Raw genomic sequence first — 26361 nt, 5'->3', positions numbered from 1 at the left:
TGGCTGTTTCCTCCCTTGTATCAGTCTGTTATTCCGCTTCGATTTTCATATAGCCCATTGCGCCGCTGGTCGCCCGATCATGGCGGGCGATGTAACGATAGAAACCGCCTGCCAGGAATGCGCCAATAAACCAGCTGAAGTTCGCCACCTGATGCAGGCCTGGCGTAAAGCTTATCACCAGACCAATCACCACTGCGGGTACCAGGGCTGCAATCGCTTTCGGGTTAAACCCGTTGCGATACCAGTAACGGCCGGAAGGCGTGGCGTTAAACAGCGCATCGACGTCCATATGACCGCGTTTGATCAGATAATAATCCGCCAGCAAAATCCCGAACAATGGCCCGATAAATGCCCCCAGCACATCCAGCGTGTAGTGGATAATTTCCGGTGACTGGAACAGGTTCCACGGCGTCAGCAGCACAGAACCCACAGCAGCGATCATCCCGCCGGTACGGAAACTGATTTTCTGCGGTGAACAGTTAGAGAAGTCGAACGCCGGCGACACGAAGTTCGCCACGATATTGATACCGATGGTGGCGATGATCATGGTCAGCAGACCAAGCGCCACGGCAACGCTGTTACCCACACGGCTGACGGTCTCGATAGGATCGGTGATCATCTGCCCGAACAGCGATTGTGTCCCTGAGACGATAACTACGGTCACAATCGAGAACAGCAGGAAGTTAAACGGCAGACCCCAGCGGTTACCGCGACGGATTTCGCTCATGCTTTTACCGTAGCGGGAGAAGTCGCCAAAGTTCAGCAGCGGACCGGAGAAATAAGACACCACCAGCGCCGTGGCGGTCAGCATTTCCCAGCCTTGCTGACCGACCGTCAGGGTTTTGGTGGATAACGTAAACGAGATATTACTCAGCCCGGTTTTATACAAAATCCAGCCCGCCAGCATCAGCATAACGACATACACCGCCGGACCCGCCACATCGATAAAGCGCTTAATCGCGCTCATTCCGTGCCAGAACACCATCGCCTGCAATACCCACATAATGCCGAAACAAATCCAGCCGAGGGCAGAAAGGCCCAGCCAGTGCGGCACGGTCAGCGGCGTCAGGGAAGGGAAGAATTTTAGCAGCACCAGCATTAACGCGCTGGCCGCCAGATAGGTCTGAATACCGTACCACGCGAAGGCGATCAGCCCGCGGATCACCGCCGGAATATTCGCCCCGAATACACCAAATGCCTGACGGCAAATCACCGCGTAGGGCACACCGGCTTGCTGGCTTGGCTTCGCCACCAGATTGGCACAAATCTGCACGATACAAATCCCGCACAACAAACACAGCAGCACCTGCCAGCTGGTCAGGCCGAGGGTGAAGAAACTCGCGGCGACCACATAACCGCCCATGCTGTGTACGTCGGACATCCAGAAGGAAAATATGTTGTACCAGCTCCAGTTCTGGTCACGGGTCGGCGCTAAATCATCATTGCACAGCCGCGGGCTGTAATAAGGCTTGATGATCCCGGCACCCTGTTCGGAAGACGCCGTTGCGGAGGTGATTTCCTGATTTGGCATAAATCGTGCTCCTGTCATAAACAACATGTGAAAGTCGGAAGCCGGTGACCGGCTGCCCAAAGTTAAAAAGCAGTCACGGGAACACTGCATGAATCAGGCCAAACTTCACTTCTTGTATACAAAAAATCTATTTCAGGTATACGATAAATACACAAAACGGTATACGGAGTAACAGCAATGACCAGTTGGAGCGGGCTGAATACGGCCTATTTTACCGAGGATAAGGACGACCACATTTACAACGCGCTGGTGAGATCTATTGTTGAGCACCAGCTTTTACCCGGCAGTAAATTACCCGAAGAAGCACTGGCGGAAGTGTTCTCGGTCAGCCGCACGGGTATCCGCCGCGTGTTACAGCGCCTTGCCGCAGTGCAACTGGTGACGATATTGCCCAAACGTGGTGCGCATGTGACCGCGCCGGATGCCGCAGAATCGCGCGATGTTTTCGCGACCCGTAAAATTCTCGAGTGCGCCAACCTGCCGCAGGTGATTGCCCGTTGTCAGTCGACCCATCTGGTCGCACTGAAGAAGCTGGTGCAGGAAGAAAAGCGTGCCCATGATGAGCGCGACGGCGCTGCGGCAATCCGTCTGTCCGCCGCTTTTCACGTCCAGCTTCAGGCCATTTCTGGCAACAAAGTGCTGACCGAATCCGTCTCTCAGCTCACATTGCGATCTTCACTGGCGATCGCCGCCTGGGGCGCGCCGTGGCAGCAAGGATGTCGTTGTCATGATCATGACGATCTGCTGGAACTGCTGAAAAAACGGGACGCCGTGGCGATGTCCGCCAGCATGGCGCAGCATTTTGACAGCATCGTCGCCAGCCTGCGCTTTGAGCAAAATAAAGGGCCGACGCCTGATTTCGCGCAGATTTTTGCAGCCCGGATGCAGGTCACAGATAAGGACTCAGACTGATGGCGAATCCACTTTGTATACAACTGATCAATCCCAATACCAGTTTGGCGATGACCGACGTGATGGCGCAAACCGCCCGCTCGGTGGCGGCGCCGGAGACACAAATTCTGGCCGTTTGTCCGGAAGAGGGCGCGCCGTCCATTGAAGGGCATTTCGATGAAGCGATTGCCACACTGGGCGTGTTACAGCAGATAAAAGCCGGACGGGATGCGGGTGTCGGCGGGCACATTATTGCCTGTTTCGGTGATCCCGGATTACTGGCCGCCCGTGAACTGGCGCACGCGCCGGTTCTCGGTATTGCCGAAGCGGCGATGCATCTGGCGACAATGGTGGCGACGCGTTTCTCGATTGTCACCACCTTACCGCGCACGCTGACCATCGCCCGGCATTTGCTGCATCAGTACGGATTCGAACGCCATTGTGCTGCCTTACATGCCATCGATTTACCGGTGCTGTCGCTGGAAGACGGCAGCGGGCTGGCGCAGCAGAAGGTGCGCGAGCAGTGTATCGCGGCGAAAAAATCTGACGGCAGCGGGGCGATTGTGCTCGGTTGCGGCGGAATGGCCGATCTGGCGCAGGAACTGACGCTCGAGCTGAATATACCGGTGATCGACGGCGTCAGCGCGGCGGTCAAAATGGTCGAGTCACTGGCGTCTTTACGCCTGACGACCAGTAAACACGGCGATCTGGATTATCCGCTGGAAAAACCTTTGTCTGGTCGTTTTGCCGGACTGAATCTGAGAGAACACTATGTCTGATTTTGAGTACGGTTTGACTGATGCATATCCGCGTGACCTGATCGGTTACGCCGGACGTCCGCCACACGCTAACTGGCCGGGCAACGCCCGCATTGCGGTGCAGTTTGTTCTCAATTACGAAGAGGGCGCTGAAAATAACGTTCTGCATGGCGATGCCGGTTCCGAGCAATTTTTATCTGACATCATCGGTGCAGCCAGTTTCCCCGACCGCCATATGTCGATGGATTCGCTGTACGAATACGGATCTCGTGCGGGTTTCTGGCGCATCCACAATGAGTTTCAGAAACGTGGCTTACCGCTGACCGTTTTCGGTGTAGCGATGGCGCTGGCACGCAATCCGGAAATCGTCAGCGCGATCAAAGCGGCGGATTACGACGTCGTCAGCCACGGCTGGCGCTGGATCCACTATCAGAACATGAGCAAAGCCGAAGAGGCGGAGCACATGCAAAAAGCCATCACCGTGCTGCGCGACCTGTTCGGCAAAGCGCCGTCCGGCTGGTACACCGGCCGCGACAGCCCGAACACCCGCCAGCTGGTCGCGGAGTCTGGCGGATTCCAGTATGACAGCGATTATTACGGTGATGACCTGCCTTTCTGGACGCCGGTGAAACTGGAAAACGGCGAAACGAAACAGCATCTGGTGATCCCATACACGCTGGAAACCAACGACATGCGGTTTGCCTCCCCGCAGGGGTTCAATACCGGCGAGCAGTTTTACACTTACCTCAAAGACACCTTTGACGTGTTGTATGAAGAGGGCGAAACCTCGCCGAAAATGATGTCGATCGGAATGCATTGTCGGATCCTGGGACGTCCCGGGAGATTTCGCGCTTTACAGCGGTTTCTCGATTACATCGGGTCACATGAGAAGGTGTGGGTGTGTAAGCGGCAGGACATTGCGGATCATTGGGTTAAACATTTCGGTGTTTAATCTCGAAATTCAAATTCAAATTCAAAACCTTGGGCTCGCCGCCCAAACTGGCCCAGAGGACGCGTAAGCGCGCGCCCTCTGGACTCCCGCGCTTTTTCACTGCGCGCTGTCGCGGGCACGACGGACATGTTCTGTTGCTTTAGTGGGTGGCGAAAATCCAGGTGCTTCGCACTACCTTCTCTCGGTCTTCAAGCCATAGGTCTTGAAGCCGCTCCGTTCAGCTGAATTTTGAGCACGCCAATCCACTTTTCTAAAAGATGAAAAACAGTCTGCCGTTAATTTTAAGATGGTGCGGGCGATTCAGAAATCTTGCCGAACGGAGCGGCCTGAAGACCTGAGGCTTCAGGACCGAGAGAGGGAACCGCGTAGCGGCAAGATTTCCAGCCTGTCTCTGTGATACCTGAAACATAGCCAGCGAGCGATAGCGCGCAGTTAAAAGACGTGGGAGATCCAAGAGGGGCCCGTCCTGGCCCCTTTTGGGCGGTTTCGGCGCAGCGCGACAAGTGATCGCTGTTATTGAGAAACCGAAACTTTCATCGTCCATTCCTGGAAAAGAACAGTTTCCTCAGCTTTCCAAAGCTGAACCGCCCATTGGTTCGGTCAAACCATCAGACTCACATGGGCTGCCACAATCTTCCATCCACTCGCCATCTTCACCCACGTCTGCTGCTGACGTCCGATTTTGTCGGTCCCTTCACGGCGAAACTCCGTGCTGGCCACTGCCATGTCATCGCCAAATGTGGTGATGGTGGTGTTGACCAGATCCCGGTTTAAACCTTGTGAGGAACGCGCTGAGCGGAACGCGCGGATGGCTTCGATGCCGTAAAGATTTTCGCCCGCACCGTAGCGCACGGTACGCGGATCGTGCCAGAACAGTTCGTCGAGGACGGCGGTATCGTTGGTGATCAGCGCCTGTTCATAGCGATAAAATGCCGCATTCATTTCGGCAAGGATCGCCGGGCGGTCGATATGTTCAGTTTTCATGATTCGTCTCTTTACTCTTTTACTTCACCCTGGAAAACGGAGATGCAGGTTTTTACGCGGGCATCACCGGAGAACTGCTGACGTTCACTATTCCCTGTAATTCCAGCGCCCGTGCAGCGCGCAGGCACAGGTCTTCGCGCCACGGCGGCGCAATAAGTTGTAATCCAATCGGCAGACCGGTTGATGTCGTGACCGGCACCGTGACCACCGGTAAACCGAGGAACGAAATCGGCTGCGTCAGCATGCCCATATTGGCACGGGTTGGCAGATCCTGACCGTTAATTCTGATTGTGTCCTGACCAATCAGTGTTGCCGGGCATGGCGTGGCAGGGGCGATCAGAATGTCCCAGTGATCGAACAGGGGCAAGATTTGTTCCTGAAAATGTTGACGAAAACGCTGTGCCTGGACGTACCACGCCGCCGGGATCATCGCGCCTGCCAGTAAACGCTCGCGGGATAATGGCTCAAACTGCTCCGGAATGCTGCGCAGTTTTGGCAAATACTGATTACCACCTTCAGAAGCACTGATGATAAACGCCGCTGAACGCGCCAGTTCGGCCTGCGGCATCACGACTTCTTCCTGTGCTTCCAGAGCCTGCGCAACCTGAAGCACCGCCACTTTAGCGTGATCGTCGCACCAGGTAGAAAAATATCCGCCCAGCACCGCAGTGCGCAAACCCTGCTGGCCGCGTCCGAGCTGAGAAAACGTCGCGGTAACGGGCTTATCTGCCTGGAAGTGATCTTGCGGATCCGTGCCCTGAATCGCGTCATAGACCTGCGACAGATCCTCGCTGCACCGCGCCATCGGGCCGATATGATCCAGGCTGGCGACAAACGGCTGGCTGCCGCGACGTGAAATACGCCCGAAGGTCGGCTTCAGGCCGAGAATACCGCTCAATGAGGCCGGCACGCGGATCGAGCCGTTGGTGTCGCTCCCGAGTGTGAAATGCACCAGACCAGCAGCCACGGCGGCGGCGGAACCGCCGGAAGATCCTCCGGCGACACGCGCCAGATCCCGCGGATTACGGGTGGCACCGTAATGGCTGTTTTCGGTGGTGAAACCGTACGCGTAAGCATCCATATTCAGCATGCCGGAAAGCATCGCGCCTTGTGCTGCGAGGCGTGAAACTGTCCACGCATCGTGGCGTGCGGCAGCGTTGCTGCTGTTGAGGCTCGCGCCCGCCAGCGTCACTTCACCGGCCACGTCCAGAAGGTTTTTCACCGCATAAGGGATGCCTGCCAGCGGCGGAAGTGCGGCACCGCTTGCGCGGGTTTTATCCACTTTTGCTGCTTCACGTAACATACGTTCGCGGGTGATATGCGTATACGCGTTGATGACCGGATTAGCCTGTTCAATGGCGTCCAGCGTGGACGTCGCAATTTCTGTCGCTGAGATTTCGCCCTGCGCCATCGCCTGATGTAACTGACTGACAGTAAACCTATCAAACGATTTCATGCGCGATACACTCTTCATGCTCTGTACACCCCGGCAATTTCCAGTCGCGAATCGAGCGGTAAATCCATCAGCGGTTGTGCCATCTGGGCGATACGGCTGAACTGCACCAGCAATTCCTGACGACGGGTGTCGTCGAGTTCCAGCGCCAGCACGCTTTCCATCTGGCGGATATAAGCGGCCCAGTCGGTCGCTGCGGGGGTATTTTTCATGCTGCTTCCTTATCAATTTTCATGAGCGAACTCTGATCAAAATCCGGCGGCGCTGCCGTTGCTGCGCGGGTCGGAGGCACCTTCAAACATGCCGTTGGTATGGCGGACAATCGCACCGGCATGGCCGACGGCTTCGCTGAAATCCGGTAACAGTTCGACGTCGTGACCGCGCTGTCTCAGTCCGGCCTGCGTCGGATAGGCGAAACGGCCTTCCAGTTTCAGTGAATCCGAACTTTCTCCCCACGTCCGCCCCAGCAGCCAGCGCGGACCGCTGATCGCCTGCTGCAACGATTGCCCCTGCACCACATGGCGGATAAACACCGCGGCCTGGGTTTGCGGCTGACCGTCGCCGCCCATCGAACCGTAAACCATGGTGCGCCCGTCGTATAAACGTGCGGCGGCGGGGTTGAGGGTATGAAACGGTTGCTTGCCCGGTGCCAGCGCCAGTAAATGGCTGGCGTCGAGGCTGAAAGATGCGCCGCGGTTTTGCCACAACACGCCGCTGCCCGGCAGCACTACACCACTGCCGAACTCGTGATAAATACTCTGGATAAATGACACCGCCAGCCCGCTGCTGTCCATCACGCCCATCCAGACGGTATCGCCCGGACCTTTACCTTTGCCCCAGTCGGCGGCGCTGTGCGCTTTAATGCGGGTGGCGAGGGCATCGAGATACTGCGGATCCAGCAGGCTCTGCGCGTCCTGCGTCATCATGCGCGGATCAGTGATAAAGCGGTCGCGCAGGCCGAACGCCAGTTTGGTGGCTTCGACAATGCTGTGGATCGTCGCGCTTTCATCCATGGTTTCCAGCGGCAGGCGGTCAGTCAGGCCGAGGATCGCCAGCGACACCAGCCCCTGCGTCGGTGGCGTCAGGTTGTAGATTTCGCCTTTGCTGTGTTTGAGGCGCAGCGGCACACGGCGCTGCGGCTTGTAAGCAGCAAGATCGGCGCGGGTGACCGGCATACCGAGCTTTTCCATGTCGGCGGCCATATTGTCGGCCAGCTCACCGCGGTAGAAACTGTTCAGCCCGTCTTCGCACAACATCGATAACGTCTGCGCCAGCTGCGGCTGGGTGAAACGGTTCCCGGCGCGCGGCACGTCGCCGTTAGGCAGAAAAACATCGGCGAAGGTGCGGAAATCTTTCAGCTCGTGTTGCTTGGCGCGGGTGGCGGCTTCCTGCGAGGCGGTTACCGGAATGCCGTCCGCAGCGTAACGGATGGCGTCACGCAGCAGGCGCGAAAGCGGTTTTTGCTCGCCGCCGAATTCAGCCGATACATTCAACGCTTCCTGCCAGCCGCCGACGGTGCCTGCGACCGTCAGCGCCGCTTTCGGGCCGCGGTGCGGAATGTGCGTTTCACCGGCGTAGAAATCGAGAGAGGCCAGCGAACCGGCGGCACCGCTGGCGTCGATCGCCACCGGATTGCCCTGCGGGGGCACAATCAGCCAGAAGCCGTCGCCGCCCAGTCCGTTCATGTGCGGATAGACCACGGCAATGGTGGCGGCCGCCGCCACCATTGCCTCGATGGCATTGCCGCCTTCACGCAATACCGCAAGCGCACTCTGGCTCGCCAGATGATGAGGTGTAACCGCCATGCCCAGCGGTGCGCTGTTACTGTTAATCATGCGATGTCCTTTTTGAAACGCTTTTTTTATGTTGCCCGCGCATGCAGGGATGAGGGCGTGCAGGGATTAAGTTAAGCAAGAGGTGTTCCACATCGGCAAAACCTTCGGACTTTCACTCATAATTTAGCTTGCATTGGCAAGCATAGTGCATGGTATGTTCCGCTGATTTGCTGAAACATTGGTTACAAAAGGGACGGAGATGAAACAGATTGATGAACGTCTGCGTGACCATTACGCAGAACTCACGCCGCAGGAACAGCGGGTGGCCGACTTTATTTTTGCCAGCATTGATGACCTGATGAGCTACAACAGCGCAGAGCTGGCGCGGCTCAGCGGCGTGTCGAAGGCCACGGTCAGCCGCCTGTTTAAACGTCTTGGTTACCCGAGTTATCGCGATATGCGCGATGAAATGCGCACCCTGCGCCAGAGTGGCATGCCGCTGACCGACAGCCGTGACGCGGTACAAGGTAACACCTTGTTATCACGGCACTATAAACAGGAAATGGCTAACCTGACGCAGTGGATTAATCAGATTGATGGCGCACAGTTTGGCGCGCTGATCACCGCCCTGAGTCAGGCGCGGCAGGTACGTCTGCTCGGTTTTCGTAACAGTTATCCGGTGGCGCTGCACCTGCGTCAGCAACTGATTCAGGTGCGTGCTGGCGTGATGATGATGCCGCAGCCGGGGCAGACGCTGGCGGAAGAACTGGTGGATCTCACCGCGCAGGACGTGGTGATTTTCGTTGCTTTCCGTCGTCGTCCCCGCATGGCGAAGGCGATTCTCACGCAATTACAGTCACTTGATGTGCCGGTTTTACTGATTTGCGAGCCGCAGGCGCAGACACTTATTCCGCTCGCCACCTGGCATCTGGCCGCGCCGCTCGACAGCGTGTCGGCGTTCGACAGTTATTCTTCTGCCATGAGCCTGGCGAATTTACTCAGCAATGCGTTGTTGCACGATATGCTCGCGTCAGGCCGTCAGCGCATTCATCAGATAAGCGATTTGTATAACGATCTGGATGAGCTGGAGCAGCGCTGATTCCCGATTCAGGGACAATCTCAGCGCTTTTCTGGTGCTTTCGCACAATTACGGTGCATAAAAGTTTTCAACCTTTCTCACTTTTTGCCCTGATTCAGGGCAAAAAAAAACCTTCTCCCTTCTACTCTGAATGGCTAATTCCTTGTCATGTCCTGACTTTGCACACATTTTTTCTGCCGGGTCATTTTTGGCACATTCGTTGCAAAGTTTTAAATATAAGAATCTATCGTTCCAAAAACTTTTCACCGGAGATAATCTATGAACATGAACAAACGGTTGTTGGCATGGGCAGGTGCGGCAATGTTGGTGCTTCAGGCATCGAATGTTATGGCCGATCAGTTGCAGGATATTCAGAAGCGTGGCGTGCTGCGCGTGGCTGTTCCGCAGGATTTCCCGCCGTTTGGTTCGGTGAGCAAGGATTTGCAGCCGGAAGGTTATGACATCGACATGGCGCATTATCTGGCCGATAAGATGAAACTTAAGTTGCAACTGGTGCCGGTCACCAGCGCCAACCGGGTGCCTTATCTGCAAACGGATAAAGTCGATCTGGTGATTTCCAGCCTCGGCAAAAACGCCGAGCGCGAAAAAGTCATCGACTTCAGCAACGCTTACGCGCCGTTCTTCCTCGGCGTGTTTGGTGCGCAGGGTGACAAACTGTCGGATCTGAAAGAACTGTCCGGCAAAACCATCGGCGTGACCCGTGGCGCGGTGGAAGATCTGGCGCTGACCGATGTGGCACCGAAGGATGCCAAAATTCAGCGTTACGAAGACAACAACACCACGCTGTCGGCCTACCTGTCCGGTCAGGTGGAATACATCGCCACCGGTAACCTGGTAGTGGCGGCGGTAGCCCGCATGAACCCGGCCAAAGCGCCGGTTTCCAAAGTGATGCTGAAAGATTCGCCGTGCTATGTCGGTCTGCGTAAAGACGAACCGGCACTGAAAGACAAAGTGAATGAACTGATCGCCGAAGGCATCAAAGACAAGACGCTGAATACGCTGTCTGAAAAATGGATGAAGGCACCGCTGCCGGCATCAATCGGCGCGTGATCAGGGTTTTGACGGAGATTTTTCATGACCTATCAGCTTAACTTTAGCGCGCTGTGGCCTTATATGCCGGAACTGCTGGCCGGATTATGGACCACTATTGAGCTGACGGTACTGGCAACGGTTGGCGGTGTCGCGATAGGAATTTGCGGCGCGGCCATCCGCTGCGGCAACCATAAAATTCTGCGGACCGTCTGGGGCATTTATGTCGAAGCCATCCGTAATACGCCGTTTGTGGTGCAGCTGTTTTTCATTGTATTTGGTCTGCCAGCCATTGGCCTGAAAATGACCGCCGGTGAAGCGGCGCTGCTGGCGATGCTGATTAACCTCGGCGCGTACAGCACCGAGATTATCCGCGCCGGTATTCAGGTGACGCCTAAAGGCCAGTGGGAAGCCGGACGCGTGCTGGGACTAACGCGCAGTCAGACGTTCCTGCGCATTGTGCTGCCGCCGTCGCTGAAACGTATTTATCCGTCGCTGGTCAGCCAGTGCATTATCGTGATGCTCGGATCTTCCGTGGTATCGCAGGTGTCTTTTGAGGAACTGACGTTTGCTGCGAACTTAATTCAGTCACGCACCTTCCTCAGTTTCGAAGTGTATCTGGTCACCACGTTGTTCTATTTGCTGTTGTCGGTGGCGATGCGTCAGTTGCTGCTGCTGGCCGGACGCCGTGTCTTTGGGAGTGAAAACTGATGATGACCTTCACTGACTGGGACATTGTGCGCAATCTCCTGCTGGCGGCGCGCTGGACGTTGCTGTTGTCGCTGACCGCGTTTATCGGCGGCACGCTGGTGACTCTGCCGCTGTTGCTCATGCGCCTGACCAGGCGCCGCTGGCCGACGCGTTTTGTGCGTCTGTATTCCGAACTGTTTCAGGGTACGCCGTTGCTGATGCAGCTGTTCCTGGCCTTCTTCGGGCTTGGCCTGTTTGGTATCAACGTCAGTCCGTGGACGGCTGCCGCGCTGGCGCTGACGCTGTATACCAGCGCGTATCTGGTGGATATCTGGAGCGGCAGCATTGCCGCGTTACCGAAAGGCCAGTGGGAAGCGTCGCGCTGCCTCGGCCTGAATTTCGGTCAGACGTTATGGCGTGTCATTACTCCGCAGGCGCTGCGGATTGCCATTGCGCCGACCGTCGGGTTTTCCGTGCAGGTGGTGAAAGGCACCGCGCTGGCGTCGATTATCGGTTTTGTCGAACTGACCAAAGCCGGAACCATGCTGAACAACGTGACGTATGAGCCGTTCAAAGTGTTTGGATTAGTGGCGCTGGGCTACTTCCTGATGTGCTATCCGCTGTCCCGTTACAGTCAGCATTTAGAAAAATCATTGCGTGGAGATAAACAGTAATGCCACTGATCACCATCAATCAGGTTCAGAAATATTACGGTCAGAACCACGTGCTGAAAGGCGTGGATCTGGATATCGACAGCGGCGAAGTGATTTCGATCATCGGCCGCAGCGGTTCAGGTAAAAGCACGCTGTTGCGCTGCATGAACGGGCTGGAAGGCTATCAGGAAGGCAGCATCAAACTGGGCGGCATGACCATCACTGACCGCGATTCTCAGGCGCGTGACATCAGCCGTTCCGTCGGTATGGTGTTTCAGAGCTTCAATCTTTTTCCGCACATGACCGCGCTGGAAAACGTCATGCTGGCACCACGGCGCGTGCTGAAAAAGTCCGCCGCCGAATGCCGTGAACTGGCCGCGCAGATGCTGGCGAAAGTCGGGCTGGCGGATCGCATGGATTATTACCCGTCGAATCTTTCCGGCGGCCAGCAGCAACGTGTGGCGATTGCCCGTGCGCTGGCGATGAACCCGAAAGTGCTGCTGTGTGATGAAATCACCTCGGCGCTGGATCCGGAATTAGTCGGCGAAGTATTGAAAGTGCTCGAGCAACTGGCGAAAGAAGGCATGACGCTGGTGCTGGTGACGCACGAAATGAATTTTGCCCGCGAAGTGGGCGACCGCGTGGTGTTTATGCATCAGGGCACCGTGTGGGAACAGGGCGAAAGCCGGGCGTTGTTTGCCAATCCGCAAACCCCCGAGCTGAAACAGTTTATCGCATCCGTCCGCGGCCTTAGTGAGGCTGCTGCAAGCTAACATTGTAAAGGATTAACTATGTCAGATTTCATCTCTCCCGGACAAATCAACCCGCCAACCCGTCTGCTGATGGGGCCGGGACCCATCAATGCCGATCCGCGCGTACTGCGGGCGATGGCGAGCCAGCTGGTCGGGCAATATGACCCGGTAATGACCGGCTACATGAACGAAGTGATGGCGCTGTACCGTGCGCTGTATAAAACCGAAAACCCGTGGACGTTGCTGATCGACGGCACCTCGCGCGCCGGTATCGAAGCCGTGCTGCTTTCCGGTATCCGTCCGGGCGACAAAGTGCTGGTGCCGGTGTTTGGTCGTTTCGGTCATCTGCTGTGTGAAATAGCCCGCCGCTGCCGCGCTGAAGTTCATACCATCGAAGCGCCGTGGGGCGAAGTGTTTGATCCGCAGCAAATTGAAGATGCGATTAAATCCGTGAAACCGCGCTGGTTGCTGACCGTGCAGGGAGATACGTCCACCACCATGTTGCAGCCGCTGGAGCAACTGGGTGAAATCTGCCGCCGTCACGGCGTGTTGTTCTATTCCGATGCCACGGCGTCCTTTGGCGGCAATCCGCTGGAAACCGATGCCTGGGGTTTAGACGCCGTATCTGCCGGTTTGCAAAAATGCCTCGGCGGTCCTTCCGGCAGCTCGCCGGTGACCATCAGCCCGCGCTTTGAAGAACAAATCCGCCGCCGTAAATGCGTGGAAGAAGGCATCCGTACCGCCGACCACGCCGACGGCGATGAAGAGATGATCTACTCCAACTATTTCGATCTGGGCATGATCATGGATTACTGGGGGCCGGAGCGTCTGAACCACCATACTGAAGCCACCAGCATGTTATTTGCGGCACGCGAATGTGCGCGCATCATTCTGGAAGAAGGGCTCGATACCGGTATCGCCCGCCACAAACTGCACGGCGGCGCACTGCTGGCGGGGATTCAGGGCATGGGGCTGGAAGTGTTCGGCGACCTGAATAACCGCATGAATAACGTGCTCGGCGTGGTCATTCCACAGGGCGTTCATGGCGAACAGGTGCGCCAGATGATGCTTAACGATTTCAGCATTGAAATCGGCACCTCATTTGGCCCGCTGGCCGGGAAAATCTGGCGTATCGGCACCATGGGTTACAACGCGCGTAAAGACTGCGTGTTGCAGACGCTGGTGGCGCTGGAAGCGGTGCTTAACCGTCTCGGCTATGCGTCGAAATACGGCGCAGGGGCGCAGGCCGCCTGGGATCACTATGCAGGAGGTCAGTAATGGCAGAAGCCTTTACGCTGGCTGCGGTTTCCGACAGCGCAAAATGTGCCGCTGAACGGGTGATGGCGCGCTGCGATGCACTCGCCGCCATCAGTGAAACGCCGGGTCAGCTGACCCGCGTGTATCTCTCGGCCGAACATTTGCAGGCCAATCAGGTTGTGGGCGAATGGATGGAAGCGGCCGGTATGCGCGTCTGGCAGGACAGCGTCGGCAACATCTGCGGGCGCTACGAAGGGCTGGACGCTTCGGCTCCGGCCATCCTGCTCGGTTCACATCTCGACAGCGTGCGTAATGCGGGGCGTTACGACGGCCCGCTGGGCGTGCTGACCGCGCTGGAAGTGGTGGCGCATTTGCATCACAACGGCATCCGTTTGCCGATGGCGGTGGAAATTGTCGGGTTCTGCGATGAAGAAGGGACGCGTTTTGGTATCACGCTGCTGGGCAGCCGCGGGCTGACCGGCACCTGGCCGGCGGACTGGCTGGAACGTCAGGACGCGCAGGGGATTTCGGTGGCACAGGCGATGCAGAATGCCGGGCTGGAGCCGCTGAAAATCGGCGCGTCACAGCGCGCGGTCAGCGATTTCTGCGCGTATCTGGAACTGCATATCGAACAAGGCCCGTGCCTGCAAACGGCGGATGTGCCGCTCGGCGTGGTCACGGCGATTAACGGTGCGCGTCGGCTTAATTGCGAATTCACCGGCCACGCAGGTCATGCCGGAACCGTGCCGATGGGGCAGCGTCAGGACGCCCTGACCGCCGCCGCTGAGTGGACGCTGGCGATTGAAAGCATCACTACTGCTGCAGGCCGTAATCTGGTGGCGACGGTCGGCACCCTGGAATGTCTGCCGGGCGCGGTGAATGTCATTCCGGGTCAGGTGAAGCTGTCGCTGGATGTACGCGGTCCGCGTGATGATGATCTCTCTGCGCTGCTGGAAACGTTGCTGGCGAAAGGCCGGGATATCGCCGCACGGCGCGGCCTGACGTTCGCTGCCGAACAGTTTTACGGCATCAGCGCGACGGAATGTAATGCCGGTTTGCAGCATCGTCTGAGTCAGAGCGTTTTACACCTGCAGGGACAGGCGATGTCATTGCCAAGCGGGGCAGGGCATGACGCGATTGCCATCGCTGAATGCTGGCCGGTCGGCATGTTGTTTGTGCGTTGTAAAGACGGCATCAGCCATCATCCTGATGAATCTGTCACTACCGGCGATGTAGCTTACGCGGTGCAGGCGTATATTAATACGGTGCTGAGTTTTGCTGAGGGACATTTATGACCTTCGAAGGATCCGGCTCGTTATCCAGATTCAATGCGTTATCCAAATTCAATGCGCTTTCCGAATTTGAAGCCGTTGCCCTGTTGCGCCCGCTGGTGAATATCCCTTCGTGGGCGAAAACTGTCAGTGACGGACGGCCTTATACTTCTGTGGAAGACGTATTGCGCCGCGCCGAAGCGGCCTGTGAAAACTGGCAACCGGAAGATATTACTCAGGCGCTGTCGTCACATCCGCGTATCGGCGAACGCGCCAGCGGAGCCAGTAAGGAAGCGCAGCTTTCCCGTGGCGAACAGGCGACGCTCAATATCAGCCAGCAGGCAGTGATCGATGCGCTGCATGACGGCAACCTGCGTTATGAGCAACGTTTCGGACGGGTGTTTCTGATACGCGCGAAAGGGCGCAGTTCAGAGGAGATTCTGGATAATCTGCAACGGCGCCTGAATAATTCACCGGACGCTGAAGATCAGGAAACGGCGCAACAACTCAAAGAAATTACCCTGCTGCGTTTAAAGGAGATATTCCCGTTATGACACGCATCACCACCCATATTCTTGATACGTCTTTGGGCCAGCCTGCGGCTAATGTGCGCGTCTGGCTGGAAAGCCTTGAAGGGCGGAACATCACGCTCATCAGCGAAACCCAAACCGATGCCGATGGCCGCGCCGCAAAATTAACGCCGGAACCGGTGGCTTCCGGGCATTACCGGTTGTGTGCGGATATCGGCGCGTATTTCACGGCAACGGGGCGAGAAACGCTGTATCACTCGGCGATCATTGATGTGGTGATCGACGGTGAGCAGGATCATTACCATCTGCCGCTGCTGATCAGTCCCTATTCTTATTCAACGTATCGCGGCAGTTAGACCTTTCTGTCATTCAGCCCATCAGCAGGTGCGGATGCTTTAACCGCACGCTTTGGGTCAGCGCCGCGTGGCTGACATCCCGGTCACGATTGCCCTGACGCACCTGTTGCAGAAACGCCATCAGCAGCGGATGCGGGCGCTCGCGACGTGACATCAGTTCCGGTTGTCCCTGAACGCCGAGGAAGAACGGATGATTGTCCAGCTCTGCCACCTGCGCCTGTTCCCCGCTTTCGTCATACCCCGTAATGCGCAATCCCGTACTTTCCAGTTCTGCCAGTAAATGCGGGTTCAGATAGCGGCGCTGGTTATAGCGCAGCGTAAACTCATCGCCCATTTTATTCGCCAGCAGGCTGCCGCTGCGGGTGATGACCGTATGATTCCCCGGACGCGGCTGCGTGTGTTCGGCGAGCGGCAAACCGGTTTGCAGACTGCCCAGCGTTGACGGGCCGTGCATCACCACCCGATCCTGTCCGAGCACTTTCTGGCCCAGCGCCGTCACCATCTGATGCATTCCCTGATTGATGCCCAGCACCGGCGTACGGTTTTCCAGTGCCCAGGTGGCAGTCGCCAGCGCGCTGGCCTGATGATCGCCCTGCGTTAACGTTGCGCCCGGTAAAATAATGCCGTCGACGTCGAAAAGCGTGCAGTCGAGCTGGCTGCCCAGTAACGCCGCTGTCACATACACCACGTCAATGTTCATTGCCAGTGCATCGGCGGCGTCTCCCAGTGCAGCGAGCATCGCCGGATAGCTGTCGCGTTGCTCGGCAAAATCGCCCACCAGCGCCATGCGCAGTGTTTTTCCTGCCCGCATCACCGGCTGCGAAACGGAGCCTAACGCCCAGCGCCCGAAGGCATCGCGCCCCCAGCCGTTACTGCGAATTTTGCCGGTCGCGCAATCTTCCAGCTGGAATTTATCCTGATTGCGCACCACGGTCAGTGACTCAGTTTCTATGCCGTGTTCTCCGATTTGTGCCGCCAGATCCGCGGATAAAGGCTCACGCAATGGCACGACGATATCTTCTTTAAGTGCCCGATAAATCAGGGATTCAAGGCCGGTTTCTTCACCCGCACCGCGCCCGGTCAGGCGCTCAAGCCACACCAGCCCGCTGGTCAGTGCGTGTCCCTGCGCCGTGACGTGCTGACGGGCATTCGGGTAACGTTGTGCATCATGACTGACGGGAAAGTGACACAGCGGCAACGCGCGGAGTTCAGCAAGTATCGCTGCCATCGCGCCGTACAACGCAGGTTCGGGCGTGGAGTGTGCAATAAAGGTGATGGTCATCAGTGTTCCTCTGTCAGATGTTTTTGCGGGGGTATTGAATGCAAGAATTGATCCACACAGGGATGTGTTTACATGCGCTGACAAAAAGGGGGAGAGGAGAGCAAGGCTGAGTCAGATGTGAACCCGGCGCTGAAGGCCGGGGACATGTTCTTTGATTCTTTAATCGTGCAGCAAATAGGTATCGGCATCGCGCCAGGCGGGGAAAGTTTCGCGGTAATCCTGTAACGCTTCCAGTGATAATTCGGCCTCAATAATCATCGCCGAACCCGGTTCTGCCCGCGCCAGTTCTTCACCCTGCGGATTAATGATCAGGCTGTCGCCGCTGTAATAATGACCGTTATCGTCGTGGCCGACGCGGTTGCAACCGGCAACATACGCCTGATTTTCGATGGCACGGGCGGCGAGCAATGTCTGCCAGTGACGGCTGCGTGGGGCAGGCCAGTTGGCGACGTAAAGCGCCAGGTCGTAATCCTGACGGTTGCGTGAATACACAGGGAAACGCAGGTCGTAACAGACTTGCGGCAAAATACGCCAGCCGCGCCATTCGACGATTTCACGACGTTTTCCGGGCACATAATAATTGTGTTCACCGGCCATGCGGAACAGGTGACGTTTATCGTAAAAATGCACGTTGCCCTGCGGCTCAACCAGCAGGAAACGGTTCACCGCGCCTTCCGTGGTGCTCAGCGCCACACTGCCACCGATCATCGCACCGAGTTGTTTCGCCCATTGTTGCAGCCATTGCACCACACGCGATTCCGGCAGCGCGCTGCCCGGTGCCTGCATGGCAAAACCGGTGGTAAACATTTCAGGCAACACAATCAGGTCACGGCCGGTCAGCGCACCGAGCAGGCCGTCGAAATGCGCGAGGTTTGCCTCGCCGTCCAGCCACACCAGCGGCTGTTGCAGTACGGACAGTTTTAAAGTTGACACAGGCGCTCCGCGGCAGCGTCCAGCGTGGCTTCCTGTTTGGCGAAGCACAGCCGGATCAGTTTATGTGGGAAAGGTGCGGCGCAGAATACCGACATCGGAATGGCCGCTACGCCGACATGTTCAGTCAGCCAGTGGCAGAATGCAACGTCGTCTAAATCGGATACGTCACTGTAATCAACCAGCAGGAAATAGGTGCCCTGACTGGGTAACACTTTCAGACGGCTGTTCGCCAGCCCCTGCGCCAGACGGTCGCGCTTGGCCTGATAAAAGGCCGGTAATTCCTGCCAGTGTTCCGGCGCTTCACGCAGCATATCCGCCAGCGCCAGCTGAACCGGCGTGGTGATCGAGAAGGTCAGATACTGATGAACCTTGCGCAGTTCGGCGCTGATAATCGCCGGTGCGATGCAGTAACCCACGCGCCAGCCGGTCATGTGATAAGTCTTGCCGAACGATGACACCGCAATAGCACGCTGACGCAATTCGGGATGACGTAGCACGCTGGCGTGACCTTGCGGTGCAAAGCAAATGTGCTCGTACACTTCATCGCTCAGCACGAAAATGTGCTTATCCGCAATGGTCTGCCAGAGCTGTTCGACGTCGCTGTCGCTCCAGACCGTGGCCGACGGATTATGCGGGGTGTTGATAATCACCAGCTTCGTGCGGTCAGTGATCTGATCGGCGAATTCCGCCCAGTTCACTTTAAATTCCGGCGGTTGTAGCTGAATGCGTTTCATCACGCCGCCCGCCAGTTCCACCGCCGGGGCGTAGCAGTCATAGCTCGGATCAAAAGCAATCACTTCATCACCTTTCGACACCAGCGCGGTGATGGCGATATACAGTGATTCGGTCGCGCCCGCTGTGATGGTGATGTCGGTGTTGGCGTCGGGGGCGTAGCCGTAAATCTGTTCGGTTTTCGCGGCAATCGCTTCACGCAGTGGCGCGGTGCCGGTCATCGGAGCGTACTGGTTCGAACCCTGACTGACGTGATACGCCAGACGATCCCTCAGATATTGCGGGCCGTCGAAATCAGGAAACCCCTGCGACAGGTTAATCGCATTGTGTTTCTGCGCCAGAGCACTCATTTGGGTGAAAATCGTGGTGCCTAAGGCAGGAAGTTTACTTTCGGGGATCAATGCTGCTGTGCTCATGGCGGGTCAATACTCCTGGACCGTTGACCTGACAGGCGTCAGGTGTGCAAATAGCGATGTTGCTGACAATATAACACGATGTTAATATTTGGCAATCGAGACGCTTAGATGGCTAAATGCCAATTCGGTCTAAGGCACTTAACTTTTTATATATCGCTGTTTCACGCCAAACTGAGTCCCTCAACGCACCGGTTTTACAGGATAAAAATGACAGAGAATTTGCAACTGGGCGCGCTGCTGGCGGCCTGTCACTGGATTGGTCAGAAAGGCTGGAGCCCAGCGACGGGCGGTAATATGTCTGTACGCGAAGGCGATGCCCATTGCCTGATCACCGAATCAGGAAAAGACAAAGGATCCCTGACCGCAGAAGACTTCCTGCTGGTGGAACTGGAAAGCGGCTTTGCGCCGGGCGGTCGTCGTCCTTCGGCGGAAACCGGGCTGCACACGATGCTGTATTCCCGCTATCCTGAAACAGGCGCGGTGCTGCATACCCATTCGGTCAATTCGACCGTGTTATCGCGGGTTGAGCGCAGCGGCGCGCTGGTGCTGGAAGGCTACGAGATGCAAAAATCGCTCAGTGGCCAGACCTCGCACCTTGATCAGGTGGTGATCCCGATCTTCGACAACAGCCAGGATATTCCTGCGCTGGCGCAGAAGATTATTGCCTCGTCAGAGCACGCGCCGTTGCAGTATGGTTTTCTGCTGCGCGGCCACGGGCTGACCTGCTGGGGACGGGATGTGGCCGAAGCGCGCCGCCATCTGGAAGGGCTGGAATTCCTGTTCCAGTGTGAACTGCAACGTCGCCTGCTGGAGGCTAAATGATCCGCGCCATCGTCACTGATATTGAAGGCACCACCACGGATATCCGTTTTGTGCATCAGGTGTTATTCCCTTATGCCCGTCAGCGTCTGGCGGAGTTCCTGCGTCATGAGCATGAACAGCCGGACGTCGCAGCGGCGCTGGACGCCTTACGCGCTGAAATCGACCGGCCACAGGCCAGTGTCGAAGCGCTGATCGAACAGCTTTTTACCTACATGGACAACGACGTGAAATCGACGTCGCTGAAAGTCTTGCAGGGCATTATCTGGCGCACGGGTTATGAGAATGGCGATTTTCGCGGGCATCTTTATGACGACGTCGCGCCACAACTGGAAGCGTGGAAAGCCGAAGGTCTGCAACTTTGTGTGTATTCCTCCGGTTCGGTGGACGCGCAAAAACTGCTGTTTGGCTACAGTGATGCCGGTGATTTAACGCCGCTGTTCAGCGGCTATTTCGACACCCGCGTCGGGGCCAAGCGTGAAACGGAGTCGTATCAGAACATCGCCGAGCAACTGATCCTGCCGCCGCAGGATTTACTGTTTTTATCGGACATCCGTCAGGAACTCGATGCCGCGCGCCTGGCGGGCTGGCATACCTGTCAGCTGATCCGTGATGACGCTGACGAACTCAGCGATCACCTGCAAGTTAATCGTTTTGATCAGATAGCCTTAGAAACATTCTTATAAGAGGGTTGACCATGAGTGCATTGACGATTTTTAGTGACCAGGATCCTTCCGCACCGGTGTGGGAAAGCCGCGACGGCGATGCTATTGCCGCCGAACTGAGCAAAATTGATGTGCGTTTCGAACGCTGGCAGGCCGACCGCGATTTAGGCGCGAATCCTCAGCCGCAGGACGTGATTGCCGCTTATCAGCATGAAATCGACAAGCTGGTCGAAGAAAAAGGCTATCAAAGCTGGGACGTGATCAGCATGCGTCCGGACAACGAACAGCGCGAGGTGCTGCGCACCAAATTCCTTTCCGAACATACGCATGGCGAAGATGAAGTGCGTTTTTTCGTTGAAGGCGCAGGGCTGTTTTGCCTGCACCTCAATGGTAAGATTTTCCAGATCCTGTGCGAGAAGAACGATCTGATTTCCGTACCGGCCAACACCCGCCACTGGTTTGACATGGGCGGCTCTCCGTCATTTACCGCAATCCGCGTGTTCGACAATCCGGAAGGCTGGGTGGCGCATTTCACCGGCGATAAGATTGCCGATGCGTACCCGAGGATGGGGGAGTAAGGTTTGCGTACTGCAGAAACAAAAAAACCACCAGAAGGTGGTTTTTTTGTGCTGGTCAGGTTAGCGGCCTTTCCAGCGGGCTTCGTTACTGATGTAACGCAAGCGCAACCCAGCCACAACATAGTCTGCTTTCTGAACAATTTTGTCAAGTTGGTCGACAACAAGTGTATGATTGTGGCGGCCCTTTACGCCGTCTTAGCAAACGGGCACCGGTTTCAGAAAAGGATGTCCAATGACCGTCAACGCAGGCGCAACCCAGCGCTTGTTTCACGGAGATATCACCGGTGGTGTTGACGTGAAGCGGTCTTTGCAAGGACCGCACAATGAAACGGTACATCTGTATCTTTCTCGTTGTCACCGGCGCGACGCTGACACAAGGGAAGGGGAGCTGGAGCATTTCCAACAACTCTCTTAATGTGATCATTAACGCACCGGGCAAGTAAGCCAGAAAGCCGTCCCACAAGGGACGGCTTTCTTCAGGCCTTTAACGCATTACCTGCTTACCATAATTCGGTGAGCGTGGGCCGTACAGCAGGCCGTCGGTCTGAGATGCACTCAGCAGACGGTAGCTGGTGAGCCCGGCGATATCATGACCTTTGTCGGAAATCGTGCTGGAGATTTGCTTCACCGCAGCCTGAACCAGCATGCCGATGATCCCGCCGTTGTTGTTGTCATTTTCGCTGTCAGAGGCAGTGGCGTTACCTGTCCACAGCACTTTGCCATTGCGTAAATCCACCAGTTTGGCATTAGCGGTGACACGGGTTTCGCTGGAAACCACCATGTAGCTGCTGCCGTAGCTGGTGATATCAATGTAAAGCGCGGCATCCGCGCCGAAAATTTCACGCAATTTGGCGGCGCTGACTGCACGGATATCTTCCGCACCGGTTATGCCGTTCTGCTTGAAAGTTTCCTCAACGACAGCCACCGGGAAGACATAGAAGCCGTCTTCTGCCAGCGGTGCCGTGACAGTTGAAAGCATGCTGTGGCTGGCGTTCACGTCCGGCGAATGGTTCACCGGCGGCAGGACCAGAATCGATCTCGGTTTGCTTTCTTTAAACGCGGTGTAATCGTAAGACGCTTTTTTCGCGCAGCCTGTCAGCAACAACGTCAGCACCATACCGGTCAGCAGGAATAAACGTTTCATTTAACACTCCCTTTATTTTTCAGCAGGAAATCCATGTAGGTTGCTGACTCAGGAAATAAACTTTTCTCAGTATTGAATTCCTGAAATGCCAGATCGGTATGACCGGTATTGGCATAAAGTAATCCCAGCTGGGCGTGCAGGCCTGGTGGAACGGCTTTACCGGTTGCACGGGATTTTTCAATCGACTCTTTTAATGACGCGATTTGTTCTTCCGGGCCGACTTTGTCACCCTGATAATACTGGTAAACGGTCTTCTGATAGTTATCCCAGTTATATAATGATGTGTCAGCCTGTTTTGCACAGCCCGCTAATAATAACGCTAGGGTAAAAAATCCACCTTTTAACACGGCGCGTTGGGTTTTACGTAATGTCATTTGATAATATCCGTATTATTAATTAGCCGGACGCCATGCGCCGCTTTCGATCCCGTTCACCAGGTTATTCACCGCTTCACGGATTGCTAAATCCAGCACTTTGCCGTTTAAGGTAGAGTCATAACTGGCAGTACCGCCGAAACCAATAATTTCACGGTTGGACAGGGAATACTCGCCTGCGCCCTGTGAGGAATACACCACTTCAGAGGTCTGAACATTGACAACATTCAGGCTGACTTTAGCGTAAGCGATCTGTTGCTTACCGCGGCCGAGGATGCCCCACAACTGGTTGTCGCCGACTTCTTTACGACCAAACTCAGTCACATCACCGGTGATGACGTAATTAGCACCTTTCAGCGTTTGCGCCTGGCCTTTAATTCCGGCTTCTTCTTTAATTTCAGCCATATTGGTGCGGTCTAAAACATTAAAGCGGCCAGTTTGTTGCAGGTCAGTCACCAGAATAGTTTTAGACTGATTGCCCAGACGATCGACGCCGTCAGAGAAAATGCCACTCATATAGCTTGAGCGGTTATCGAATTTGCCGACAGAAATCGGACTGCGGGGGCCATTATATTGCGTGTTATAAGAAGCGACTTTCTGAACTTCAACCGTGCGGGATGATTCTGTTGCACACCCTGTTAATGTGCCTGCCGCAATCATTGCCGACAAAATGAAAACTGATTTCCTCATGTTACTATTCCTTGTCAATTTAATTTTTATTAACGGGCAAGGGTTGCCCGTGCCAAATTAAAATAATTTGACTTAATGTTATTCCAATAAGTATCAGGAGATATTTCACTTAACACGATGAATTATCTCAATAGCCATTTTTACTCTTTCGGGCGCGGAATACCGGCGCTGAGAGAGAGTAAAATTTAAAATTGGCTAATGATAATCGTAACAGATATTGCTTTTCGATTTCCTTACATTAATGGATTTTCTTTATCATTAGCTCAAAAAAACAGCGCCTGCAGGCGCTGCATTATTTACCAGAGGGTTAACGTAAGGCTCGCCTGAAGATCCCTTCGCGAACCTGATCCGGCGTCACCACGCCCACATCCAGCACCCATCCGCTGATCAGTTCTGCCGGGGTGACGTCAAACGCCGGGTTATAAACCTGTGCGTCCAGCGGTGCCCATTGCACGGACCCAAAACTGCCGGAAACACCGGTGACTTCGCTTGCGGCGCGCTGTTCGATGGGGATAGCGGCACCGTTCGGACAATGCGGATCGTGCGTGGTATGCGGTGCGGCGACGTAGAACGGAATGCCGTGATATTTCGCCAGAACCGCCAGGCTGTAAGTGCCGATTTTGTTGGCAACATCGCCATTCGCAGCAATGCGGTCAGCGCCGACCCAGATGGCATCGACGCGCTTTTGTGCCATCAGGCTGGCGGCCATCGAATCACAAATCAGCTGATAAGGAATGCCCAGCTCACCGAGCTCCCAGGCGGTGAGACGTCCGCCCTGTAACAGCGGACGGGTTTCGTCCACCCACACCTGTTCTACATTCCCCTGTTCATGGGCGCGGCGGATCACCCCGATCGCCGTGCCGACGCCTGCCGTTGCCAGCCCGCCGGTGTTGCAATGGGTCAGCAGGCGGCTGCCGGGTGTGACCAGCTTAGCGCCATGTGTGGCAATGCTGTCGCACAATGCCCGGTCCTCATCCACCAGACGCAACGCTTCTTCTGATAACGCCTTCACGTAATCAGGTTGTTGCAGCGCGACTTTCATCCGGTCGAGATTGTTCATCAGATTCACGGCGGTCGGGCGCGCAGCGCGCAGCGTGTCCAGCGCATGATGTAATTCATCCTGCGCCATTCCCTGTTCAGCCAGCAGCGCCAGCAGCAGGCTGGCGGACAAGCCAATCAGCGGCGCACCACGCACGCGCAGGGTGCGGATGTGATCCACCAGTTCGCTGACGTCGCGACATTCGCGCCAGTCAGACCGTTGCGGCAGGGCTTGCTGGTCGAGGATCCACAGCTGGTTTTCACGAATACGTAAACTGGTGGTTGTGAGGCTTTGCATTATTGGTTAAATCCTTGTTGCCCGGTTGCATCTGGTCACTTATTCTGCCAACATGCGTGACGGATGTATAGACGTCTAAACGCTTTAAAGGCTAAAAAAGAATTCGAGAGGTCAGGATGTCGCGCTACTACACATTTACCGCCAAAGATGCCGTTGAATATGCCCGTCAGTTTGGCGGCGTGGCAGATCCGCAATCCCTGGTCACTGCCGATGAAATCGGTGACGGAAACCTGAATCTGGTGTTTAAGATCCGCGATACTGCGGGTAAAAGCCGGGTGATTGTCAAACAGGCGCTGCCGTATGTACGTTGTGTGGGTGAATCCTGGCCGCTGACCTTAGATCGTGCGCGCATTGAAGCTGAAACCCTGATCATTCACGGTCAGTATTGCCCGCAGCACACGGTCAGCGTTTTACATCACGACGCAGAACTGGCGGTGATGGTGCAGGAAGATCTGTCGGATCATCACATCTGGCGTAGCGAGCTGGTGCAGGGGAAATACTACCCGCAGGCTTCTGCCCAGCTGGGAGAATATCTGGCACAGACGTTGTTCCATACCTCGGATTTCTTCCAGAACGCGCAGACTAAAAAAGCCGAAGTTTCCCGCTTTACCAACCCTGAATTGTGTCAGATCACCGAAGATCTGTTCTTTACCGATCCGTATGTCGATCACGAACGCAATAATTTTGATGCCGTATTGCAGCCGGAAGTGGATGCGCTGCGTGCGGATAAACCGCTGCGACTGGCGGTGGCTGCGCTGAAACACCGTTTCCTGAGTAAAGCGGAAGCGTTGCTGCACGGCGATATTCACAGCGGGTCGATTTTCGTCGCCGAAGGTAAACTGAAAGCCATCGACGCGGAATTCGGTTATTACGGTCCGCTGGGATTTGATCCGGGTTCGGCAATGGGAAATCTGCTGCTGAGCTACTGTGGCCTGCCGGGACTGGTCGGGGTGCGTGAAGCGGCAGATGGCCGTGAGCAGCGCCTGAAAGATGTGCGTGAACTGTGGCTGAGCTTCTCGGAGCGTTTCCTGCAACTGGCGCGGGATAAATCCCAGGATCCGACGCTGGCGGAGCCGGGCTATGCGGAAGTTTTCCTGCAGGAAGTCTGGCACGATGCCGTCGGGTATTGCGGCGCGGAGTTGATCCGCCGCACCATCGGACTGGCGCACGTCGCCGATCTCGATACCATTAAAGATGCTGCGATGCGCGCCGATTGCCAGCGACACGCGCTGAGCCTCGGACAAAAACTCATTATCACTGCACAACAAATCGGCGATGTGGAGTCACTTATTGCGCGGATCCGTCAGTTCAGCTAATCCTGTAAGATTCTTGTATAATGCCCGCCTTCGAGGTGCGTAGGGGTAAACCCGGTGGCATTTCCTCGGTTTACTTTTAACAGGAATACAGAATT

Annotated in this window: 28 protein-coding genes; 16 read left to right on the top strand and 12 right to left on the bottom strand. The window is 56.0% G+C overall.

Annotated elements, in window-relative coordinates:
• Positions 1-28 precede the first annotated feature (28 nt).
• Positions 29-1531 (bottom strand): NCS1 family nucleobase:cation symporter-1, encoded by a 1503-nt coding sequence (locus ACM615_RS04560; protein ID WP_159282585.1) that lies wholly within the window; start codon positions 1529-1531, stop codon positions 29-31.
• Between the two features lie 177 nt (positions 1532-1708).
• Between ACM615_RS04560 and ACM615_RS04555 the strand changes: the two genes are divergently transcribed.
• Genes ACM615_RS04555 through puuE form a run of 3 tightly spaced genes read left to right on the top strand, consistent with a single transcriptional unit; the run spans position 1709 to position 4132 of the window.
• Positions 1709-2443 (top strand): GntR family transcriptional regulator, encoded by a 735-nt coding sequence (locus tag ACM615_RS04555; protein ID WP_431011510.1) that lies wholly within the window; start codon positions 1709-1711, stop codon positions 2441-2443.
• The gene (locus ACM615_RS04550; RefSeq protein WP_431011509.1) at positions 2443-3201 is read left to right on the top strand and encodes an aspartate/glutamate racemase family protein; all 759 of its coding nucleotides are present in this window, start codon (positions 2443-2445) and stop codon (positions 3199-3201) included. Before ACM615_RS04555 ends, ACM615_RS04550 begins: the two co-directional genes overlap by 1 nt.
• Positions 3194-4132: an allantoinase PuuE gene (puuE, locus tag ACM615_RS04545; protein ID WP_129639182.1), complete on the top strand. Its 939-nt coding sequence runs from the start codon at positions 3194-3196 to the stop codon at positions 4130-4132. The genes ACM615_RS04550 and puuE overlap by 8 nt, the downstream gene beginning before the upstream one ends.
• Positions 4133-4732: 600 nt before the next feature.
• Here puuE and hpxZ read toward each other — a convergent pair.
• From hpxZ to ACM615_RS04525, 4 genes are read right to left on the bottom strand one after another with little or no spacing between them, the layout of a single operon-like run.
• Positions 4733-5116, bottom strand: coding sequence for an oxalurate catabolism protein HpxZ (gene hpxZ, locus ACM615_RS04540; RefSeq protein ID WP_112290588.1), 384 nt, complete (start codon positions 5114-5116; stop codon positions 4733-4735).
• 52 nt (positions 5117-5168) lie between these two features.
• Positions 5169-6572 carry an AtzE family amidohydrolase gene (locus ACM615_RS04535; protein WP_431011508.1) on the bottom strand — a complete coding sequence of 468 codons (1404 nt, stop codon included), beginning with the start codon at positions 6570-6572 and terminating at the stop codon, positions 5169-5171.
• A gap of 14 nt (positions 6573-6586) precedes the next feature.
• On the bottom strand, positions 6587-6781 hold the full coding sequence (gene hpxX / locus ACM615_RS04530) for an oxalurate catabolism protein HpxX (RefSeq protein WP_112290587.1): 195 nt from the start codon (positions 6779-6781) through the stop codon (positions 6587-6589).
• 36 nt (positions 6782-6817) lie between these two features.
• Entirely contained in the window at positions 6818-8404 is a 1587-nt protein-coding gene (locus ACM615_RS04525) for a gamma-glutamyltransferase family protein (RefSeq protein WP_112290585.1), read from the bottom strand.
• Between the two features lie 199 nt (positions 8405-8603).
• Between ACM615_RS04525 and ACM615_RS04520 the strand changes: the two genes are divergently transcribed.
• The 9 genes from ACM615_RS04520 to uraH all read left to right on the top strand — a co-directional run bounded on the left by ACM615_RS04520 (position 8604) and on the right by uraH (position 15981).
• On the top strand, positions 8604-9443 hold the full coding sequence (locus ACM615_RS04520) for a MurR/RpiR family transcriptional regulator (RefSeq protein ID WP_112290583.1): 840 nt from the start codon (positions 8604-8606) through the stop codon (positions 9441-9443).
• Between the two features lie 258 nt (positions 9444-9701).
• A complete protein-coding gene (locus ACM615_RS04515; protein ID WP_112290582.1) occupies positions 9702-10493 on the top strand; it encodes a transporter substrate-binding domain-containing protein in 792 nt (263 codons plus the stop codon).
• Between the two features lie 24 nt (positions 10494-10517).
• On the top strand, positions 10518-11183 hold the full coding sequence (locus tag ACM615_RS04510) for an amino acid ABC transporter permease (RefSeq protein ID WP_112290580.1): 666 nt from the start codon (positions 10518-10520) through the stop codon (positions 11181-11183).
• Between the two features lie 2 nt (positions 11184-11185).
• Positions 11186-11836, top strand: coding sequence for an amino acid ABC transporter permease (locus tag ACM615_RS04505; RefSeq protein ID WP_132966908.1), 651 nt, complete (start codon positions 11186-11188; stop codon positions 11834-11836).
• Positions 11836-12588, top strand: a complete 753-nt coding sequence (locus tag ACM615_RS04500; protein ID WP_112290577.1) for an amino acid ABC transporter ATP-binding protein — start codon at positions 11836-11838, stop codon at positions 12586-12588. The genes ACM615_RS04505 and ACM615_RS04500 overlap by 1 nt, the downstream gene beginning before the upstream one ends.
• A gap of 18 nt (positions 12589-12606) precedes the next feature.
• Positions 12607-13845, top strand: a complete 1239-nt coding sequence (locus ACM615_RS04495; protein ID WP_120163213.1) for a pyridoxal-phosphate-dependent aminotransferase family protein — start codon at positions 12607-12609, stop codon at positions 13843-13845.
• Positions 13845-15119 carry an allantoate amidohydrolase gene (hpxK, locus tag ACM615_RS04490; protein WP_132966861.1) on the top strand — a complete coding sequence of 425 codons (1275 nt, stop codon included), beginning with the start codon at positions 13845-13847 and terminating at the stop codon, positions 15117-15119. The genes ACM615_RS04495 and hpxK overlap by 1 nt, the downstream gene beginning before the upstream one ends.
• Entirely contained in the window at positions 15116-15649 is a 534-nt protein-coding gene (gene uraD, locus ACM615_RS04485; protein WP_431011507.1) for a 2-oxo-4-hydroxy-4-carboxy-5-ureidoimidazoline decarboxylase, read from the top strand. The genes hpxK and uraD overlap by 4 nt, the downstream gene beginning before the upstream one ends.
• The gene (gene uraH / locus ACM615_RS04480) at positions 15646-15981 is read left to right on the top strand and encodes a hydroxyisourate hydrolase (protein WP_112290571.1); all 336 of its coding nucleotides are present in this window, start codon (positions 15646-15648) and stop codon (positions 15979-15981) included. Before uraD ends, uraH begins: the two co-directional genes overlap by 4 nt.
• Positions 15982-15994: 13 nt before the next feature.
• Here uraH and ACM615_RS04475 read toward each other — a convergent pair whose 3' ends face one another.
• The 3 genes from ACM615_RS04475 to ACM615_RS04465 form a co-directional block, all read right to left on the bottom strand.
• Positions 15995-17263 (bottom strand): glutamine amidotransferase-related protein, encoded by a 1269-nt coding sequence (locus tag ACM615_RS04475; protein ID WP_431011506.1) that lies wholly within the window; start codon positions 17261-17263, stop codon positions 15995-15997.
• Positions 17264-17422: 159 nt separating this feature from the next.
• Positions 17423-18196, bottom strand: coding sequence for an amidohydrolase (locus tag ACM615_RS04470; RefSeq protein WP_113877959.1), 774 nt, complete (start codon positions 18194-18196; stop codon positions 17423-17425).
• Positions 18184-19344 (bottom strand): pyridoxal phosphate-dependent aminotransferase, encoded by a 1161-nt coding sequence (locus ACM615_RS04465; protein WP_112290567.1) that lies wholly within the window; start codon positions 19342-19344, stop codon positions 18184-18186. The genes ACM615_RS04470 and ACM615_RS04465 overlap by 13 nt, the downstream gene beginning before the upstream one ends.
• Before the next feature lie 207 nt (positions 19345-19551).
• Here ACM615_RS04465 and ACM615_RS04460 point away from each other — a divergent pair, with 207 nt between their 5' ends.
• Genes ACM615_RS04460 through ACM615_RS04450 form a run of 3 tightly spaced genes read left to right on the top strand, consistent with a single transcriptional unit; the run spans position 19552 to position 21406 of the window.
• Positions 19552-20166: a methylthioribulose 1-phosphate dehydratase gene (locus tag ACM615_RS04460; RefSeq protein WP_112290565.1), complete on the top strand. Its 615-nt coding sequence runs from the start codon at positions 19552-19554 to the stop codon at positions 20164-20166.
• Positions 20163-20849 carry an acireductone synthase gene (gene mtnC, locus ACM615_RS04455; RefSeq protein ID WP_113877961.1) on the top strand — a complete coding sequence of 229 codons (687 nt, stop codon included), beginning with the start codon at positions 20163-20165 and terminating at the stop codon, positions 20847-20849. The genes ACM615_RS04460 and mtnC overlap by 4 nt, the downstream gene beginning before the upstream one ends.
• An 11-nt stretch (positions 20850-20860) precedes the next feature.
• A complete protein-coding gene (locus ACM615_RS04450) occupies positions 20861-21406 on the top strand; it encodes a 1,2-dihydroxy-3-keto-5-methylthiopentene dioxygenase (RefSeq protein WP_112290562.1) in 546 nt (181 codons plus the stop codon).
• 484 nt (positions 21407-21890) lie between these two features.
• Here ACM615_RS04450 and ACM615_RS04445 read toward each other — a convergent pair whose 3' ends face one another.
• The 4 genes from ACM615_RS04445 to mtnA all read right to left on the bottom strand — a co-directional run bounded on the left by ACM615_RS04445 (position 21891) and on the right by mtnA (position 24950).
• The gene (locus tag ACM615_RS04445) at positions 21891-22550 is read right to left on the bottom strand and encodes a DUF799 domain-containing protein (protein WP_112290561.1); all 660 of its coding nucleotides are present in this window, start codon (positions 22548-22550) and stop codon (positions 21891-21893) included.
• Positions 22547-22924, bottom strand: a complete 378-nt coding sequence (locus ACM615_RS04440; RefSeq protein WP_112290559.1) for a DUF4810 domain-containing protein — start codon at positions 22922-22924, stop codon at positions 22547-22549. Before ACM615_RS04440 ends, ACM615_RS04445 begins: the two co-directional genes overlap by 4 nt.
• 18 nt (positions 22925-22942) lie before the next feature.
• Positions 22943-23614 (bottom strand): CsgG/HfaB family protein, encoded by a 672-nt coding sequence (locus tag ACM615_RS04435; protein WP_112290558.1) that lies wholly within the window; start codon positions 23612-23614, stop codon positions 22943-22945.
• Between the two features lie 307 nt (positions 23615-23921).
• On the bottom strand, positions 23922-24950 hold the full coding sequence (mtnA, locus tag ACM615_RS04430) for an S-methyl-5-thioribose-1-phosphate isomerase (RefSeq protein WP_129639174.1): 1029 nt from the start codon (positions 24948-24950) through the stop codon (positions 23922-23924).
• Positions 24951-25066: 116 nt separating this feature from the next.
• Here mtnA and mtnK point away from each other — a divergent pair, with 116 nt between their 5' ends.
• A complete protein-coding gene (gene mtnK, locus ACM615_RS04425; RefSeq protein WP_431011505.1) occupies positions 25067-26266 on the top strand; it encodes an S-methyl-5-thioribose kinase in 1200 nt (399 codons plus the stop codon).
• Positions 26267-26361: the final 95 nt, after the last annotated feature.

Source organism: Rahnella sp. PAMC25617, from assembly GCF_050606005.1.
GTDB lineage: Bacteria > Pseudomonadota > Gammaproteobacteria > Enterobacterales > Enterobacteriaceae > Rahnella > Rahnella variigena.
The sequence above is the reverse complement of the archived record's forward strand: the minus strand, read 5'-3'. Positions and strand labels throughout refer to the sequence as shown.